This window comes from Microbacterium sp. PM5, assembly GCF_003293595.1.
In the GTDB taxonomy this organism is placed as follows: Bacteria; Actinomycetota; Actinomycetes; order Actinomycetales; family Microbacteriaceae; genus Microbacterium.
Genome location: NZ_CP022162.1, coordinates 1100322 through 1116684, shown reverse-complemented (window position 1 = coordinate 1116684; position 16363 = coordinate 1100322). Strand labels below are relative to the sequence as shown.

Sequence of the window (16363 nt, the reverse complement as noted above, 5' to 3'; positions counted from 1 at the left end):
GTCACACTCGACTCTCAGCGCAGCAGGTCGAGCACGCCCGCCGGATACACGGCGGGTGCGTCAGCCGCCGACAGTGCCGCGATCTCGTACCAGCCGACCGTCGTGTGGCTGTCGCGCACCGCCAGCCGTTGGTCCCGGGGCAGCGCGGCCAACTGCGGCGACTGCACGCGGAAGACGTAGACGATCTCGTGACCTCGACCGCTGGCGCCGTCGAAGATGTTCTCGGTCACCGCTTCGAGCACGACATCGTCGAGCTCGGCCGCCAGCTCCTCGGCGAACTCCCGGACGACGGCGCGCTCCGCTGTCTCGCCGAACTCGATGCCCCCACCGGGGGCGCGGAGGAACTCTCCGTGCTCGTCGGTCTGCGGGTAGGACTCGAGCAGCACGTGCCCGTCCGTGACCAGGAGGCCGACGGCGATCGCGCGGATGCGGGCGAGGCTCGCCAGCTCGCCGGCGTACGCGTCGACGGCTCGGCGATACTGCGGCAGCGTCGGCGCGAGCGTCTGCAGAGCCGTGCGCACCGCTGCGGTCGGCTTCTCGTCGTCATGCAATGCGAGGGCGAGGAAGGCGCGCGCAGAGCTGACCAGCGGGTCGTCGTCGCCGATGGTGCGCAGCAGCGCCATTGCGGAAGAGGTGTCGCCGACGTTGCGCAGCGAGCTCGCCAGCTGGATGATCGCCTCGGTGCGCTGGGGCGCGCCCAGCCCCCGCTCCAGGGCCTGCCGATACAGCGGGATCGCCGCATCTTCCTCCCCGAGTGCGTCGTGCAGTGACGCCCGCTCGAATGCGGCGCGGGCGTCGTCCAGTCCGCGCGCGTCGAGCAGTCGACCCAGCTCTGCGCGCGCCGCCGCGGGGTCGTCCGCATCGAGGCGATCCCAGAACAGTGTGAACTCGTCGACGGGCGCTGCCACAGGTTCCGGTCGCAGCATGCTGCCCAGGGCCGCGCGTATCCATTGCTGCGCACGTCGCAGCACCGGGTCGGTGAGGGACGACCTCGCGAACACGAGCAGCCCGCGCGAGGCTTCACCCGCGTCGCTCACGTCGCCCGCCAGCAGGTGCGGGATCAGCTCTCCGATTCCGATCGTGCGGACGACGCCTGTCTCGCCTTCTTCCCATCGCGGGTCGGCCACGCGACGGCATCCTGCGGCAACGACGACGTTCTTGCGTCGGGTGGAGTTGGCACCCGACCACTCGCTCCCGGCGTGGAACAGCGCCGCGGCGCGATGACCCGTCTCCTCGAGCAGCTCGCGCGCCGCCGCCGTCAGGGCGTCCTCCCCCGCGTCGATCAGGCCGCCGGGGAGCTCACGCACCAGCGCGCGCGGACCGACGCGGTACTGCTCGAACAGGAGCACATCACCCGCGTCGGTGAGAGCCACGACCGCGACGGTGTCGCCCTGCTCGAGCACGTCCCATTCGGAGACCGAGCCGTCCGGGAGACGGTAGGTGTCCCTGCGTACACGCGTGTAACCGTCGTAGGCCTCGGTCTCGGTGAGCAGCTCCCAGGGCTGCGCGCTCTCGGCGTCCATACGTCGATCCTCGCACCGGCCGGCGGCGCGCCCTCATCGGCGCCCTCGGACGCGCTCAGTCGCCCAGGATCTTGCGGATCTTTTCGACGCGCGCCGCGATGTCGCGTTCGAGTCCGCGTCCGGTCGGCTCGTAGTAGTGGCGGCCCCGCAGCTCGTCCGGCAGGTACTGCTGCGTGGCGACGCCCACCTCGAGATCGTGGGGGTAGACGTAGCCCTTGCCGTGACCGAGCCGCTTCGCGCCCGGGTAGTGCGCGTCGCGGAGGTGAGTGGGCACACGTCCGAAGCCGCCGGCGCGTACGTCGGCGATCGCCTTGTCGATCGCGAGGTAGGCCGCGTTCGACTTGGCGGTCGTCGCGAGGTAGGCGGTCGCCTCCGCCAGCGGGATCCGGCCCTCCGGCATGCCGATGAAGGCGACCGCATCGGCGGCGGCGACCGCGATGACGAGCGCCTGCGGATCGGCGAGGCCGACGTCTTCGGATGCCGAGATCACCAGACGCCGGGCGATGAAGCGCGGATCCTCCCCCGCCTCGATCATCCGCGCCAGATAGTGCATGGCAGCATCGACGTCGGAGCCGCGGATCGACTTGATGAACGCGCTGATGACGTCGTAGTGTTCGTCCCCTTGGCGGTCGTAGCGCAGCAGTGCACGATCGACGGCCTGGGCCACGTGGGCCGCTGTCACGGCCGGGCGTTCGTCGCCGTCTGGATCGGCGTCGGCGACCATCGCTGCCGCCGCTTCGAGCGAGGTGAGCGCGCGGCGTGCGTCGCCGGAGGCCAGCTGAACGAGCGCCGTGCGCGCCTCGGCATCCAGCACCACGGCGCCGTCCAAGCCGCGCGCGTCGGACACCGCGCGATCGAGCAGCAGGCCGAGGTCGTCGTCGGTGAGCGGCTTGAGCGTCAGCAGCAGCGAGCGCGAGAGCAAGGGAGAGATGACCGAGAAGGACGGATTCTCGGTGGTCGCCGCGATCAGGATCACCCAGCCGTTCTCCACACCCGGCAGCAGCGCGTCCTGCTGCGCCTTGGTGAAGCGGTGAATCTCGTCGAGGAAGAGGATCGTCGAGATGCCGTACAGGTCGCGCTGGGTCATCGCCTCCTGCATCACCTCGCGCACGTCCTTCACCCCGGCGGTGACCGCCGAGAGCTCCACGAACCGACGTCCGGACGTGCGCGCGATCGCCTGCGCGAGCGTCGTCTTGCCGGTGCCGGGCGGCCCCCACAGGATCACCGAGACGGCCGTCTTCGCGGCGCCCGCAGGGTCGGCGAGGGCGACCAAGGGAGATCCGGGTCGCAGCAGATGCCCCTGACCGGCCACCTCCTCCAGCGAGGTCGGTCGCATCCGCACGGCCAGCGGGGTCTGACCCTGGAAGAGAGCGGATGCCGATGCCACCGAACCAGGCTATCCGTGCCCGCCGACGTCGGGGTCGACCGCGTTTGTCGACAGCGCTCGCCGGGACGTAGTCTTCCCAGAGCGCCGCGCGGCCCGGATGACCGCGGTCGTGGTGCGCGACGACGAAGGAGGTCCGGGTGGCTGCGGCGGGCAAGAAGCAATCGCGCGACGAGAAAGAACGCGCACGCGTCTATCGGGCACGCCAGGAGTTCCACGCGAGCCTCATCGCGCGCCGGCGCCGCGACAACGTCATCGCCGGCGTCGCCGGAGGACTCCTCATCCTCGCGGTGGTCGGCGGGCAGGTCGCGTACTACACGGCGGGTCCGGGCGCTCCCACACCCGCACCGACAGACGCCGGCACACCCGCTCCCACTCCGGTCGAGCTGCCCGGCTCATCCGACATCCCCGCCCCGACCCCGACGCCGACGACCGCTCCCTGACCGTCCTGGCCCTCGGCGAGCGTCCGGGGTGGGCGCTCCGCGGATGACGGGCGTGCCCGTATAGGCTTATGCCGACCGAACCCCCATGCGGCGTGCGCCGCGACGAGGTGCTATCCGTGACTGACGTCTCCCCTTCCCAGCCCGACCACGAGCCTGCCGAACAGGTCCCTGTCGAGGACACCGCCACCGTTGCCGCCGAAGAGGCCGCGCCCCTCGTCGACGAGGCGACGGCTGCGGACGCCGCGCCGGCTCCGGCCGCGCCGGCTCCGACTCCGGCGCCTCGGGCGATGCCGGTTCCCCGCCCGCCCGCGCGACGCGCCGCGGTCGCCCCGCTTCCGGCGTCTGCGCCCGATTCGTTCGGTCGCGTGGACGACGACGGTACCGTCTCGGTCCGCGAGGGCGACGACTGGCGTGTCGTGGGTCAGTACCCCGATGGCACGCCCGCCGAGGCTCTCGCGTATTTCGAGCGCAAGTACGTCGATCTCGCCGGTGAGGTCACTTTGCTCGAGGTTCGTCACCGCAACGGTGGGGCATCGGCATCGGACCTGCGCACGACGCTGGCGACCGTGCGTGAGCGCGTCGTCGGTGCCGCCGCCGTGGGCGACCTCGCCGCACTGGAGGCGCGGCTGAGCGCGCTGGATGCCGCCCTCAGCGAGGCGTCGGCGGAAGAAGCCCAGGCCCAGCGCGAGGCGATCGACGCCGCCATCGCAGAGCGGACGGCGCTCGTCGAGCGGATCGAAGCCCTGGCCGCCCGCGACCCCAAGTCGATCCAGTGGAAGCAGACGACCGCCGAGATCGGCGAGCTGTTCGCACAGTGGCAGGCCCACCAGGCCACCGGGCCGCGTCTGCCTAAGAGCACGGGTCAGCAGCTGTGGAAGCGTTTCCGCGATGCGCGCGCCACACTCGACAAGCACCGCCGCGAGTTCTACTCGGGCATGGACGAACAGCACCGCGCCGCTCGCGACGCGAAGGCACGCCTCGTCGAGCGCGCCGAGGCGCTCGCCAGCAAGGGCGAGGACGGCATCGGCGCCTACCGCACGCTGCTGGACGAGTGGAAGAGCGCGGGTCGCGCCGGTAAGAAGGCCGACGACGCGCTGTGGGCACGCTTCAAGGCGGCCGGCGATGCGCTGTACGCCGCACGTAGCGACCGTGAGCAGGCGGATGCCGAGGCGTCGCGAGAGAAGATCGAGGCAAAGCGCGCGCTGCTCGCTGAGGCTGCAGCCGTGCCGCAGGAGAAGGACCTGGTGAAGGCCCGGACGCTGCTGACCGGCATTCAGCGTCGCTGGGACGAGATCGGTCGTATCTTCCCGCGCGAAGCCGAGCGTGGGCTCGACGACGAGCTGCGCAAGATCGAGCAGGGCGTCAAGGCGCGTGAGGATGCCGACTGGAAGAGCAACAACCCCGAGACCAAGGCCCGTCAGAACGACATGACGCAGCAGCTGCGTGATGCCATCGCCGGCCTGGAAGCCGACCTGGAGAAGGCCAAGGCGTCGAAGAATGCGGGAGCCATCGCGAAGGCCACCGAGGCGCTCGAGGCACGCAAGGGCTGGCTGAAGGCCCTCGGCGGCTGAGGACACGTCCTCCCCGGCCGGGCCCCGTCCGAATCTGTCCACAGATCGCCGTCTCCCCGTCCGCGCACCGCGCGCGACGGGGAGACTGCCCTCATGGGCTGGCCCTTCCTCTACTTCGCCGGAGATCGGCTGTCGACGGCTGAGCTGAGCGCGGCTCGATTGGACGGCGACCTCGTCGAGGTCGGCGAGGCCTACATGCCGACGGATGCCGTGGAGACACGGGAACTGCGCGCGGGATCGCTGCGTCCGCTGATGTCGGCAGCGCTCGCGCTGACGCGACGATCGGCGGCCTGGGTGCACGGTGCGCTGGCGGAGCCGCCGGTGCGCCATGACGTCCAGCGGTTCTCAGCGCGGCGGATCCATTCCGTGGTCGACAACCGACTGGTCTATCGCGACGTCGCGCTGCGCGGCGAGGACGTGATGGCGATCTCGGGTGTCGCCGTGACCACACCGGCCCGGACGCTCGCTGATCTCGTGCGGGATCAGTGCGGCGGCGTCGACACGGCGGCGGAGATCGCCGCTGTTCTCCGCTGGTCTCCGGGTCTTGCCTCGACGGCCGCGCAGGTCCTGGCCGACGGCCCACCGCTGCACCACAAGCGCGCGGCCATCGCCGTGCTGCGCACGTGCGCTCAGGAAGAGGTCACCCGGTAGACGTCGTACACGGCGTCGATGCGGCGGACGGCGTTGAGCACCCGGTCGAGATGCACGATGTCGCCCATCTCGAACACGTAGCGGCTGAGCGCGAGGCGGTCGTTGGTGGTCTGCACCGACGCCGAGAGGATGTTGACGTGGTGCTCGCTCAGCACTCGCGTGATGTCGCTCAGCAGCCCGGAGCGATCGAGTGCCTCGACCTGGATGTGAACCAGGAACACGCTCTTGGTCGTCGGCGCCCAGGCCACGTCGATCATGCGGTCCGGATCATCCTGCAGCGACCGGACGTTCGTGCAGTCCGCGCGGTGCACCGACACGCCGCTGCCCCGCGTGACGAACCCGACGATGTCGTCGCCCGGCACCGGCGTGCAGCACTTGGCGAGCTTGACCAGGATGTCGGGGGCGCCGCGCACCAGGACACCAGAGTCGCCGCCGCGGGGCGCCTTCGAGCGTCCGATGTGCGGGATCTCGATCGGGCCCGTGGAGGTGTCTTCCTCAGAGCTGACCAGCGCTGTGACCTTCTCGATCACCGACTGCGTCGATACGTGCCCCTCGCCGACGGCGGCGTACAGAGCCGTGACGTCCTCGTAGCGCAGCTGATGGGCGACCTCGGTGAACGAGTCCTGGTTCATCAGTCGCTGCAGCGGCAGGTTCTGCCGGCGCATGGCCCGCGCGATGGCGTCCTTACCCTGCTCCACCGCTTCTTCGCGGCGCTCCTTCGTGAACCATCCGCGGATCTTGTTGCGCGCCCGCGTGCTCTTGACGAAGCTCAGCCAGTCCTGGCTCGGCCCGGCATCCGGGTTCTTCGACGTGAAGACCTCGACGACATCGCCGGAATGCAGCTCCGACTCCAGCGGCACGAGTCGACCGTTGACCTTCGCGCCCATCGTGCGGTGACCGACTTCGGTGTGCACCGCATACGCGAAGTCCACCGGTGTGCCCCCCGCGGGAAGACCGATGACCCTCCCCTTCGGGGTGAAGACGTAGACCTCCTTCGCGCCGATCTCGAAGCGCAGCGAGTCGAGGAACTCCCCCGGATCGGCCGTCTCCGCCTGCCAGTCGGAGATGTGCGCGATCCAGGCCATGTCGGTGTCGACGGCCTTCGTGTCGGACTTCCCGCCCGCCATCCGCTCCTTGTACTTCCAGTGCGCGGCGACGCCGTACTCCGCCTGCTGGTGCATCTCGTTGGTGCGGATCTGGATCTCGACAGTGCGTCCGCCGGGGCCGATCACGGTCGTGTGCAGCGATTGGTAGAGGTTGAACTTGGGGGTGGCGATGTAATCCTTGAAGCGACCCGGAATCGGCGTCCAGCGCGCATGGATCGAGCCCAGCACGGCATAGCAGTCGCGCACGGTCCCGACGAGCACGCGGATGCCGATGAGGTCGTAGATGTCGTCGAACTCGCGGCCGCGCACGACCATCTTCTGATAGACCGAGTAGAGCTGCTTGGGCCGGCCCATGACGCGCCCTCGGATGCGGAGGTCACGCAGGTCGGCCTCGACGGCCTCGATCACCTTGTGGACGTACTCTTCGCGCTGAGGCGTGCGCTGCTTCACGAGGCTGTCGATCTCGGCGTACAGCTTCGGGTGCAGGACGGCGAAGGACAGATCCTCCAGCTCGCTCTTGACCGCCTGGATGCCGAGCCGGTGAGCCAGCGGCGCGTAGATCTCGAGCGTCTCGGTCGCCTTCTTCGCCGCCTTCTCCGGGGGCACGAAGCCCCAGGTGCGCGCGTTGTGCAGCCGGTCGGCCAGCTTGATGATCAGCACCCGGATGTCTTTGGACATCGCGACGATCATCTTGCGGACGGTCTCCGCCTGTGCGGCGTCTCCGTACTTGACCTTGTCGAGCTTGGTGACGCCGTCGACGAGCATGGCGACCTCGTCGCCGAAATCCGCCGTCAGCTCGTCGAGCCGGTAGTCGGTGTCTTCGACGGTGTCGTGCAGGAGGGCGGCGGCGATGGCGCGCGGACCGAGGCCGAGGTCGGCGAGGATCTGCGCGACGGCCAGCGGGTGCGTGATGTAGGGCTCGCCGCTCTGCCGCTTCTGGCTGGCGTGCGCCCGAGCCGCCACCTGATAGGCGCGCTCGATGATCGCGACGTCACCCTTCGGATGGTGCGTGCGGACTGTGCGGATCAGCTGTTCGACGCCGTTGCGTGACGGCGCACGCGAGAAGATGCGAGGCACCAGACGGCGCAGAGTGGAACTGGGCGGGGGCGCGACGTTTCCGGCAGACGTGGGAACCGTCTCGGCCATCCGCTCACCTCCGCCTTGAATGATCCGTCAATCCTACGCCCGGCCGGACCGTGCCCTGCTCACGCGTCGACGCGGGCGCGCTCGCGTGCAGCCAGAACGCGCGCATCACGCGCCCTGAGGTCCGACTCGTTCTCACGCAGCAGCGAGTACAGCGGCGCCGCGACGAACAGCGTCGAGTATGCGGCGACGATCGTTCCGACGAAGATCGACAGGGAGATGTCGGTCAGCGTCTGCGCGCCGAGCCACAGCGCTCCGATGAACAGGATCGCTCCCGTCGGAAGCGCGGCGACCACCGTCGTGTTGATCGATCGGATCAGCGTCTGGTTCACCGCGAGGTTGACCGACTCGCCGAAAGTACGCCCCGACTTCTCGCCGTCTTCGCGGGTGTTCTCGCGGATCTTGTCGAAGACGACCGTCGTGTCGTACAGCGAGTACGACAGGATCGTGAGGAAGCCGATGACGGCTGCGGGCGAGATCTCGAAGCCGAAGAGGGCGTAGACGCCGACCGTGACGACCAGAACATCGATCAGTCCGATGATCGCCGCGACCGACATCTTCCAGGTGCGGAAGTAGATGGCGAGGATCACGAACGTGAGCGCGAGGAAGATCGCGAGCCCCCACAGCGACTGGCGGGTGACATCCTGACCCCAGCTCGGTCCGATGAAGGACGAGCTGACGTCGGACTCCTGCACGGCGAACTTCTGCGCCAAGGCGGTGGTGACGGCCTGGGTCTCCGTGTTGGTCATCTGGTCGGTCTGGATGCGAAGCGCGTCCGAACCGATGGTCGTGACCTTCGTCGTCGCACCGGGAACCACGGACTGCACGGCCGCCGTGGCGGCGGTCTGATCGGGATTCGCGACCTGGTTCACGGTGAACTGCGACCCGCCGGTGAACTCGATCGAGAACTGGATCGGCCGAAACAGCGGCACGAGGGCGGCCGCGATGACCAGGGCTGCGGCGATGATGAACCACAGTCGGCGACGTCCGACGAAGGGGAAGGAGGTCTTGCCCGTGTAGAGGTCGTTTCCGAACTCGTTCATAGAGCGCATCAGTCGTCTCCCTCCGTCGCCGAGTTCGGTCTGCCGGTGTTCTTGGCGGCCAGTTCCGCTTGCTTGCGCTCCGCGATCGTCTGGCGGCGCTCCGCCTCACCGCGTGAACGGCCCGTACGTCGAGCAGCGGAGCCCTTCGCTCCGTCCAGGACTGGGGTGCGGAATTGCGCGCGCCCTCGATAGACGGCACCGAGCGCATCGGGATCGAGCCCGGAGAGCGGGTGTCCTCCGCCGAAGAAGCGGGTACGCGCCAGCAGTTGGAGAACCGGATGGGTGAACAGGATGAAGATCAGGATGTCGATCAAGGTCGTAAGACCCAGGGTGAAGGCGAATCCCTTCACGGTCGCGTCCGCCAGGATGTACAGCACGACGGCCGCGAGGATGTTGATCGACTTCGAGATGTAGATCGTGCGCTTCGCTCGGCCCCAGCCGTCTTCGACGGCGCCCGTGATCGACTTGCCGTCACGCAGCTCATCGCGGATGCGCTCGAAGTACACGATGAACGAGTCGGCGGTGAAACCGATCGTGACGATCAGACCTGCGACGCCGGCCAGCGACAGGCGGAAGCCCATGCGCCAGGCCAGGATGCACAGTGTGATGTAGGTGAGCACACCCATCACGCCGAGAGAGGCGATGATGACGAAACCGAGCGCGCGGTACACGATCAGCGAGTACAGCGCCACGAGCGCCAGACCGATCAGGCCGGCGATCAGGCCGATCTGCAGCTGCTGTGAGCCCAGCGTCGCCGAGATGGCGTTGTCGCTCACGATGCCGAAGCTGAGCGGCAGGGCGCCGTACTTGAGCTGGTCGGCCAGCGTCTTGGCGCTCTCCTGGTTGAAGGAGCCGCTGATCTGCGGCTTGCCGTCGAGGATCACACCGTTCATGGACGGCGCCGAGATGACCGCTCCGTCCAGAACGAAGGCGAACTGGTTCTGCGGGGTCTTGCCCGCCTGGGTGAACGCGTAGAGCCGCTGGCTGACCTCGCCGAAGATCTTTGTGCCCTGATCGTCGAACACGATGTTGACGACCCACTGACCGTTCTGAGTGTTCATGCCGCTCGTGGCATCGCTGATGGACGAGCCGTCGAGCTCGACGGGACCGAGAAGGTACTTTGCCGTGCCCGTCGGGTCGCACGCGATCAGCGGCTGATCTGCGGGGCTGTTCGCCGGGTCGTTGTCCTTGTTGGTGCAGTCGTAGGCGAGGAACTTCGCTTGCAGCGCGGGGGTGATCCAGCTGAGGTCGCTGCCGTTGGTGGGCGACGCCGTGGGTGTGGCGGCCAGAGACGGGTCGGGCGTCGGGTACGGCGTGGAGTTGCCGTCCTGGCCGACGAACGACGTGCTCGCCGCTGTCGTGGCGAGCACGGCTCGCAGCTGCATCTGTGCGGATGACTCGATGCGCTTGCGCGTCTCCTCATCGGCCTGCCCCGGGATCTGAACCACGATCTGGTTGCCGGCCTGGGTCGTGATGTCGGCTTCGCCGACACCCGACGCATCGACGCGCTGACGGATGATGGCCGCGGCCTGGTTCATCTGGTCGGTCGTCGGTGCGGCGCCGTCGGGCGTCTTCGCCTCGAGGATGATCTGGGTGCCGCCCTGCAGGTCGAGCGCGAGCTCAGGCGTCCAGGAGCTCTTGCCGAAGACGTAGACGCCGAGGGCATTCACTCCGAACAGCAGTGCCGTGATGACGAGGAGTCCGGTCAGTGCGCGCCAGGCACGGCGCACCGGGGTGGGTGTGGCCACGGAGGGTCAGCTTTCTTCGAAAACGTGGAGCGAGGTCAGGCGTGCGGCTTGGCGTCGCCGGGCTCGGCCTTCTGCTCGCCGGCCGCGGCGGCGCGGTCGTCGCTCACCGACGAGATGATGCCGTTCGCGACGTCGCCCTCGTACTCGGCCCGGTCGGCCTCGGCTTCGATGAACTCGTCCTCGGTGACGGTGCCGTCTTCCTCGTCGACGACGCGCAGGATGGCCTGGCTGTGGACCTCGACCGCGACGCCCGGCGCGAGCTCGACGGTCGCCGCCTTCGACAGGTCCTCACCGTCGTAGGAGACGAGCACGCCGTACAGGCCGCCCTGCAGCAGGACCTTGACGCCGGGGAGCATCGCTCGCGCCTTGGCTTCCTGCTCCGCCTTCATCTTGGCGGCGCGCTTGCGGGAGCTCCAGAACATGAAGCCGAGCAGCGCCACCATCGCGACGAGCAGAATCCAATCCATGCGGATACACCTTTCGGGAGTGCGCCGGATCGACGCTGAAGAGGGCGGCAGGAAGCCTTCAGTGATTATAGGTCATCGAATCTGAGCGCCCCGTCCGGCCTGGGCACGCGCAGGTGCGCGTAGGCCTCGGGCGTGGCCACCCGTCCCCGCGGCGTGCGCCCGAGAAAGCCGATGCGCACGAGATAGGGCTCGACGACCGATTCGATCGTCTCAGCTTCCTCGCCGACCGTCACCGCGAGCGTGCTGAGACCGACCGGTCCCCCGCGGAAACGACGGACGACGGCGTCCAGCACCGCGCGGTCGAGGCGATCAAGTCCGATCGCGTCGACGTCGTAGAGCTCCAACGCAGCCGCGACGTGCGCATCCGTCGCCGACGATGCACGGGATCCGTGCACGATGACGTAGTCGCGCACCCGCCGCAGGAGGCGGTTCGCGATGCGGGGTGTGCCGCGGGAGCGTCGGGCGATCTCGGCGCGGGCCGTGCGGGGCAGATCGACGCCGAGCACGGTTGCCGAGCGCGAGATCACCTGTTCCAGCTCGTCGGGTTCGTAATACTCCAGGTGAGCGGTGAATCCGAAGCGATCGCGCAGCGGGTTGGGCAGCAGACCCGACCTGGTGGTCGCGCCCACGAGGGTGAACGGCGCCAGATCGAGCGGGATGCTGGTGGCTCCGGCTCCCTTTCCCACCATGATGTCGATGCGGAAATCCTCCATGGCGAGATACAGCATCTCCTCTGCGGAACGCGCCATCCGGTGGATCTCGTCGATGAAGAGCACCTCACCGGGCACCAGGCTCGACAGCAGCGCGGCGAGATCGCCCGCATGCTGGATGGCCGGTCCGCTCGACAGACGCAGGGGGCGCTCGCTCTCGTGCGCCACGATCATCGCGAGAGTCGTCTTTCCGAGCCCGGGCGGCCCGGACAGCAGGATGTGATCCGGCGGACGCTGTTGGATGCGCGCCGCATCGAGCAGCAGCTGGAGCTGTCCGCGCACCTTCTGCTGGCCGACGAACTCGGCGAGGGATGCCGGTCGCAGCGCGCCCTCGACAGCGAGCTCGGTCTCGTCTTGCGCCAGGGCGGGATCGTGCGGCTCAGACACCGGCGCGCTCCGGACGGGCGGGCCCCAGCTGGGCGAGGGCGAGCTTCAACAGCACCGGCACCGACCGGCTATCGGCGTCGGTCGCGGCATCCAGCACCAGCGTCACCGCCTCGACGCTGGTGCGCTCGTTCCACCCGAGGGCGGTGAGCGCAGCGACGACCTGACCGGCGATGTCGCCGGAGGCGGGCCCGGCGGCCGCTCGACTCGCTGCTCCGGTCACGTGGAGCTTGCCCGCGAGCTGCACCACGATGAGCTTGGCGGTCTTGGGGCCGATCCCGGAAACGCGCCGGAAGGGGGCGTCGTCCTCGTCGGCGACGGCGTGCGCGATCTGATCGACGCTGAGCGATGACAGCACGCCGAGGGCGGACTTCGGGCCCACGCCCGACACGCTGAGCAAGTGATGGAAGACGGTGAGTTCTTCGCGGTCGGCGAAGCCGAACAGCGACAGGGCGTCCTCCCGCACGATGAGTGCGGTGTGCAGCGTCGTCTCGTCGCCGACGTGGAGCGAGCGGGCCAGGGCGGCGGGCACCGACACGCTGAAGCCCACGCCTCCGACCTCGACGATCGCCGACTCGGCGTCCAGATGCAGCACACGGCCGCGCAGCGAGGAGATCATGGCACCACCCTAGACATGCGTTCGCATTTTTGTTCGATCGACACGCGTGCCGCCCGAGGAGCCGTCAGCGTCGCGCCGCCTTCTTCTCGGCATCCGCCCACGCCCGTTGGGCCGGGGTGAGGGTGCCCGAGACGGCGCTGCCCGCGGAGGCGTCGCGGCGCCACCCGTGGCAGAGGGCGATGGCGAGGGCATCGGCGGCGTCGGCCGGCTGCGGCAGGGCATCCAGGCGCAGCACGCGCGCGACCATCGTCTGCACCTGCCGCTTGTCGGCGGAGCCGTAGCCGGTGATCGCCGCCTTGACCTCGGAGGGGGTGTGCGTGGCGGCGGGCAGGCCGTGTTCGGCGGCGAGGAGCAGCGCGATGCCGCTGGCCTGCGCGGTGCCCATCACCGTGCTGCGGTTCTGCTGGGCGAACACCCGCTCGACGGCGACCACGTCCGGGCGGTGTGTCGCGAGCACCTCCCGCAGCCCCCGCGCGATGAGGGCGAGACGTTCGGCGACGGGAAGCTCGGCGCCCGAGCGGACCACGCCCACGTGGACGAGTGCCGCCGACCGGTCGGGGCGCACGTCGACGACGCCGACGCCGCACCGGGTCAGGCCCGGGTCGATGCCGAGGACGCGCAGAGCGGATGCCACTCCCCCACGCTAAGCGCCGCGGCCCGGACGCGGCGATTCGACGCGCGGCTTACTCGTCGTCTTCGAGTTCGGCCTGCACCTCGGCGCTCAAGTCGAAGTTGCTGAAGACGTTCTGCACGTCGTCGCTGTCTTCGAGCGCGTCGATCAGGCGGAAGATCTTGCGGGCCGTTTCGGCGTCGATCTCGACCTTGAGGTTCGGCACGAACTCGACGTCGGCCGACTCGTACTCGATGCCGGCCTCGGTCAGCGCGGAGCGCACGGCGACGAGGTCGGATGCCTCGGTGATGACTTCGAAGCCCTGCGCGTGCGGCTCGATCTCCTCGGCGCCGGCCTCAAGGGCAGCGAGCATGATGTCGTCCTCGCTCGCGTTGTCTTCGGAGACGACGATGACGCCCTTGCGGGAGAAGTTGTAGGCGACCGATCCCGGGTCGGCGAGGGTTCCGCCGTTGCGGCTGAGGGCGGTGCGCACCTCGGCGGCGGCGCGGTTCTTGTTGTCGGTCAGACACTCGATCATGAGGGCGACGCCGTTGGGGCCGTATCCCTCGTACATGATGGACGAGTACTCGACCGACTCGCCGCCGATACCGGCACCGCGCTTGATGGCGCGGTCGATGTTGTCCTTCGGGACCGAAGTCTTCTTGGCCTTGAGGACCGCGTCGAACAGGGTCGGGTTTCCCTGCAGGTCCGGGCCGCCGAGCTTGGCGGCGACTTCGATGTTCTTGATGAGCTTCGCCCACGACTTCGCGCGGCGGGAGTCGATGACCGCCTTCTTGTGCTTGGTCGTGGCCCATTTGGAGTGTCCGGACATGATCTCCAGTTTACTCAGGCGACACCGCTGCTTCTCAGCGGAGGATCTTGACGAGCGTGCGGAGGTTTCGTGTCGTGGTCGTCGGCTTGTACTCGGCGCGTCCGAGCAGCTTTCCGAATGCGGTGTCGAGGGTGCGCCCCTTCGGCGGGCTCCAGTAGACGACGCCGAACCCCGGTTGCGTCGGATCCTCCCGCGGGTCGAAGGAGGCTGCGGCGTCCGCCAGCGCGTCGCGCACCGCCATCTCGCTGCAGAAGACGACGTAGGGCTGGCGGGCGTCGTCGTCGGCGTCGAAGGGGAACGTCGAGACGGTCGCGTCCAGCTCGGCCAGGGTGACGAGAACGATCCAGGCGTCATAGTCGAATCGTTCGCGCAGGGCGTCTTCGATCCGCTTCTTCAGCTTCGCGCGGTCCGACACGTCGACGTCGGCGGTGAAGCGCACGTTGCCGCTGGCCAGTATCGTCTTCACCTCGCCGAAGCCGAGCGCGCGCATCAGGTCGGCGAGATCGGCGCCGCGGATGGTGATGCCGTTGACGTTGACTCCGCGAAGGAGCGCCACCCAGGTGGTCATGTCGCCACGCTAGCCCGCCGCACCGACATCGCGGCACCCGCTCAGCTCGCGCGCGCGGCGATGAGGTCGAGTAACAGCTGGTGGAACCGCGTCTCCCCCGCCATCTCGGGATGAAAGGCGGTGCCGAGCAGTGCACCCTGGCGCACGGCGACGATCGCGCCGTCCGGCAGCGAGGCCAGCACGTCGACCTCCGGTCCGGTCTGCACCACCCGCGGCGCTCGGATGAACGTCGCCGACACGGGGGTGTCGAATCCGGCGACCTCGAGCTGCGTTTCGAACGAGTCGATCTGTGAGCCGAAGGCGTTTCGCTGCACGGTGATGTCGAGCCCGCCGACGCTCTCCTGTCCACGGATACCATCGGCGATGCGGTCCGCCAGCAGGATGAGCCCTGCACACGTGCCGTACACCGGCATCCCATCGGCGATCGCAGCGCGGATCGGCTGCTGCAGGCCGAACGTGCGCGCCAGCTTGTCGATCACGCTGGACTCGCCCCCCGGGATGACCAGGCCGGAGACGGTGGCCAGCTCGGCGGGCCGGCGCACCGCGACGGCCTCCGCGCCCAGCGCCTCCAGGCTCCGGACGTGCTCGCGAACGTCTCCCTGGAGGGCGAGGACCCCGACGCGCGGCATCCCGGACGTCACCATCCGCGCTCGGCGAGCCGGTGCGGGGCCGGCAGGTCGGCGACGTTGATGCCGACCATGGCCTCGCCGAGGCCGCGCGAGACGTCGGCGATGACCTTCGGGTCGTCGAAGAACGTGGTCGCCTTCACGATCGCGGCGGCACGGGCCGCCGGGTCGCCGCTCTTGAAGATGCCGGAGCCGACGAACACGCCGTCGGCGCCCAGCTGCATCATCATCGCGGCGTCGGCGGGTGTGGCGACCCCGCCGGCGACGAACAGGACGACCGGGAGCGTTCCGGTCTCGGCGATCTCGGCGACCAGCTCGTAGGGGGCCTGGAGCTCCTTGGCGGCGACATACAGCTCATCGCGGGACAGCGCACCGAGCGCGGCGATCTCGCCGCGGATCTTGCGGATGTGCTTCATGGCCTCCGACACATCGCCGGTGCCCGCCTCGCCCTTGGAGCGGATCATCGCCGCGCCCTCGGTGATGCGCCGCAGCGCCTCGCCGAGGTTGGTCGCCCCGCAGACGAACGGGACGGTGAAGTTCCACTTGTCGATGTGGTTCACGTAGTCCGCGGGTGAGAGCACCTCAGACTCGTCGATGTAGTCGACGCCGAGTTCCTGGAGCACCTGCGCCTCGACGAAGTGCCCGATGCGGGCCTTCGCCATGACGGGGATCGACACGGCCTCGATGATGCCGTCGATCATGTCCGGATCGCTCATCCGCGACACTCCCCCCTGGGCGCGGATATCGGCGGGCACGCGCTCGAGGGCCATGACGGCGACGGCCCCGGCATCCTCGGCGATCTTCGCCTGGTCGGGCGTGACGACGTCCATGATGACGCCGCCCTTGAGCATCTCGGCGAGGCCGCGCTTGACGCGCGATGATCCGGTGAGGGGAGTGGACACGGGCGTTCTCCTTCGGGTGTGGATGTCGGTCAT

The 16363-nt window shown here is 69.0% G+C and carries 16 protein-coding genes; 3 read left to right on the top strand and 13 right to left on the bottom strand.

Annotated features, from left to right (window positions below):
- Window positions 1-14 precede the first annotated feature (14 nt).
- Together CEP17_RS05505 and CEP17_RS05500 are read right to left on the bottom strand one after the other, a co-directional pair.
- On the bottom strand, window positions 15-1523 hold the full coding sequence (locus CEP17_RS05505; protein ID WP_112931544.1) for a tetratricopeptide repeat protein: 1509 nt from the start codon (window positions 1521-1523) through the stop codon (window positions 15-17).
- 55 nt (window positions 1524-1578) lie between these two features.
- Window positions 1579-2910, bottom strand: a complete 1332-nt coding sequence (locus CEP17_RS05500) for a replication-associated recombination protein A (protein WP_239498592.1) — start codon at window positions 2908-2910, stop codon at window positions 1579-1581.
- Between the two features lie 137 nt (window positions 2911-3047).
- Here CEP17_RS05500 and CEP17_RS05495 point away from each other — a divergent pair, with 137 nt between their 5' ends.
- From CEP17_RS05495 to CEP17_RS05485, 3 genes are all read left to right on the top strand, one after another.
- Window positions 3048-3350 (top strand): dioxygenase, encoded by a 303-nt coding sequence (locus tag CEP17_RS05495; RefSeq protein WP_112931542.1) that lies wholly within the window; start codon window positions 3048-3050, stop codon window positions 3348-3350.
- A gap of 116 nt (window positions 3351-3466) precedes the next feature.
- Complete coding sequence (locus tag CEP17_RS05490) at window positions 3467-4921, top strand: DUF349 domain-containing protein (protein ID WP_112932877.1); 1455 nt, start codon at window positions 3467-3469, stop codon at window positions 4919-4921.
- A gap of 93 nt (window positions 4922-5014) precedes the next feature.
- Window positions 5015-5572, top strand: coding sequence for an SAM-dependent methyltransferase (locus CEP17_RS05485; RefSeq protein WP_036315114.1), 558 nt, complete (start codon window positions 5015-5017; stop codon window positions 5570-5572).
- Here the strand turns inward: CEP17_RS05485 and CEP17_RS05480 are convergent.
- From CEP17_RS05480 to pdxS, 11 genes are all read right to left on the bottom strand, one after another.
- Window positions 5551-7824, bottom strand: a complete 2274-nt coding sequence (locus CEP17_RS05480; RefSeq protein ID WP_036315117.1) for a bifunctional (p)ppGpp synthetase/guanosine-3',5'-bis(diphosphate) 3'-pyrophosphohydrolase — start codon at window positions 7822-7824, stop codon at window positions 5551-5553. The genes CEP17_RS05485 and CEP17_RS05480 overlap by 22 nt on opposite strands.
- Window positions 7825-7883: 59 nt before the next feature.
- Window positions 7884-8873 (bottom strand): protein translocase subunit SecF, encoded by a 990-nt coding sequence (secF, locus tag CEP17_RS05475; protein WP_112931540.1) that lies wholly within the window; start codon window positions 8871-8873, stop codon window positions 7884-7886.
- On the bottom strand, window positions 8873-10612 hold the full coding sequence (secD, locus tag CEP17_RS05470) for a protein translocase subunit SecD (RefSeq protein WP_112931538.1): 1740 nt from the start codon (window positions 10610-10612) through the stop codon (window positions 8873-8875). Before secD ends, secF begins: the two co-directional genes overlap by 1 nt.
- 35 nt (window positions 10613-10647) lie before the next feature.
- Entirely contained in the window at window positions 10648-11079 is a 432-nt protein-coding gene (locus CEP17_RS05465) for a preprotein translocase subunit YajC (RefSeq protein WP_112931537.1), read from the bottom strand.
- 65 nt (window positions 11080-11144) lie between these two features.
- On the bottom strand, window positions 11145-12176 hold the full coding sequence (gene ruvB / locus CEP17_RS05460) for a Holliday junction branch migration DNA helicase RuvB (RefSeq protein ID WP_039415983.1): 1032 nt from the start codon (window positions 12174-12176) through the stop codon (window positions 11145-11147).
- The gene (gene ruvA, locus CEP17_RS05455) at window positions 12169-12792 is read right to left on the bottom strand and encodes a Holliday junction branch migration protein RuvA (RefSeq protein ID WP_112931536.1); all 624 of its coding nucleotides are present in this window, start codon (window positions 12790-12792) and stop codon (window positions 12169-12171) included. Before ruvA ends, ruvB begins: the two co-directional genes overlap by 8 nt.
- 64 nt (window positions 12793-12856) lie before the next feature.
- The gene (gene ruvC / locus CEP17_RS05450; protein ID WP_112931535.1) at window positions 12857-13426 is read right to left on the bottom strand and encodes a crossover junction endodeoxyribonuclease RuvC; all 570 of its coding nucleotides are present in this window, start codon (window positions 13424-13426) and stop codon (window positions 12857-12859) included.
- 49 nt (window positions 13427-13475) lie between these two features.
- A complete protein-coding gene (locus CEP17_RS05445) occupies window positions 13476-14234 on the bottom strand; it encodes a YebC/PmpR family DNA-binding transcriptional regulator (RefSeq protein WP_036315793.1) in 759 nt (252 codons plus the stop codon).
- Between the two features lie 34 nt (window positions 14235-14268).
- A complete protein-coding gene (locus CEP17_RS05440; protein WP_112931534.1) occupies window positions 14269-14802 on the bottom strand; it encodes a DUF1697 domain-containing protein in 534 nt (177 codons plus the stop codon).
- A 41-nt stretch (window positions 14803-14843) separates the two neighbouring features.
- Window positions 14844-15446: a pyridoxal 5'-phosphate synthase glutaminase subunit PdxT gene (gene pdxT, locus CEP17_RS05435; RefSeq protein ID WP_112931533.1), complete on the bottom strand. Its 603-nt coding sequence runs from the start codon at window positions 15444-15446 to the stop codon at window positions 14844-14846.
- On the bottom strand, window positions 15440-16363 hold the full coding sequence (pdxS, locus tag CEP17_RS05430; RefSeq protein WP_204359881.1) for a pyridoxal 5'-phosphate synthase lyase subunit PdxS: 924 nt from the start codon (window positions 16361-16363) through the stop codon (window positions 15440-15442). The genes pdxT and pdxS overlap by 7 nt, the downstream gene beginning before the upstream one ends.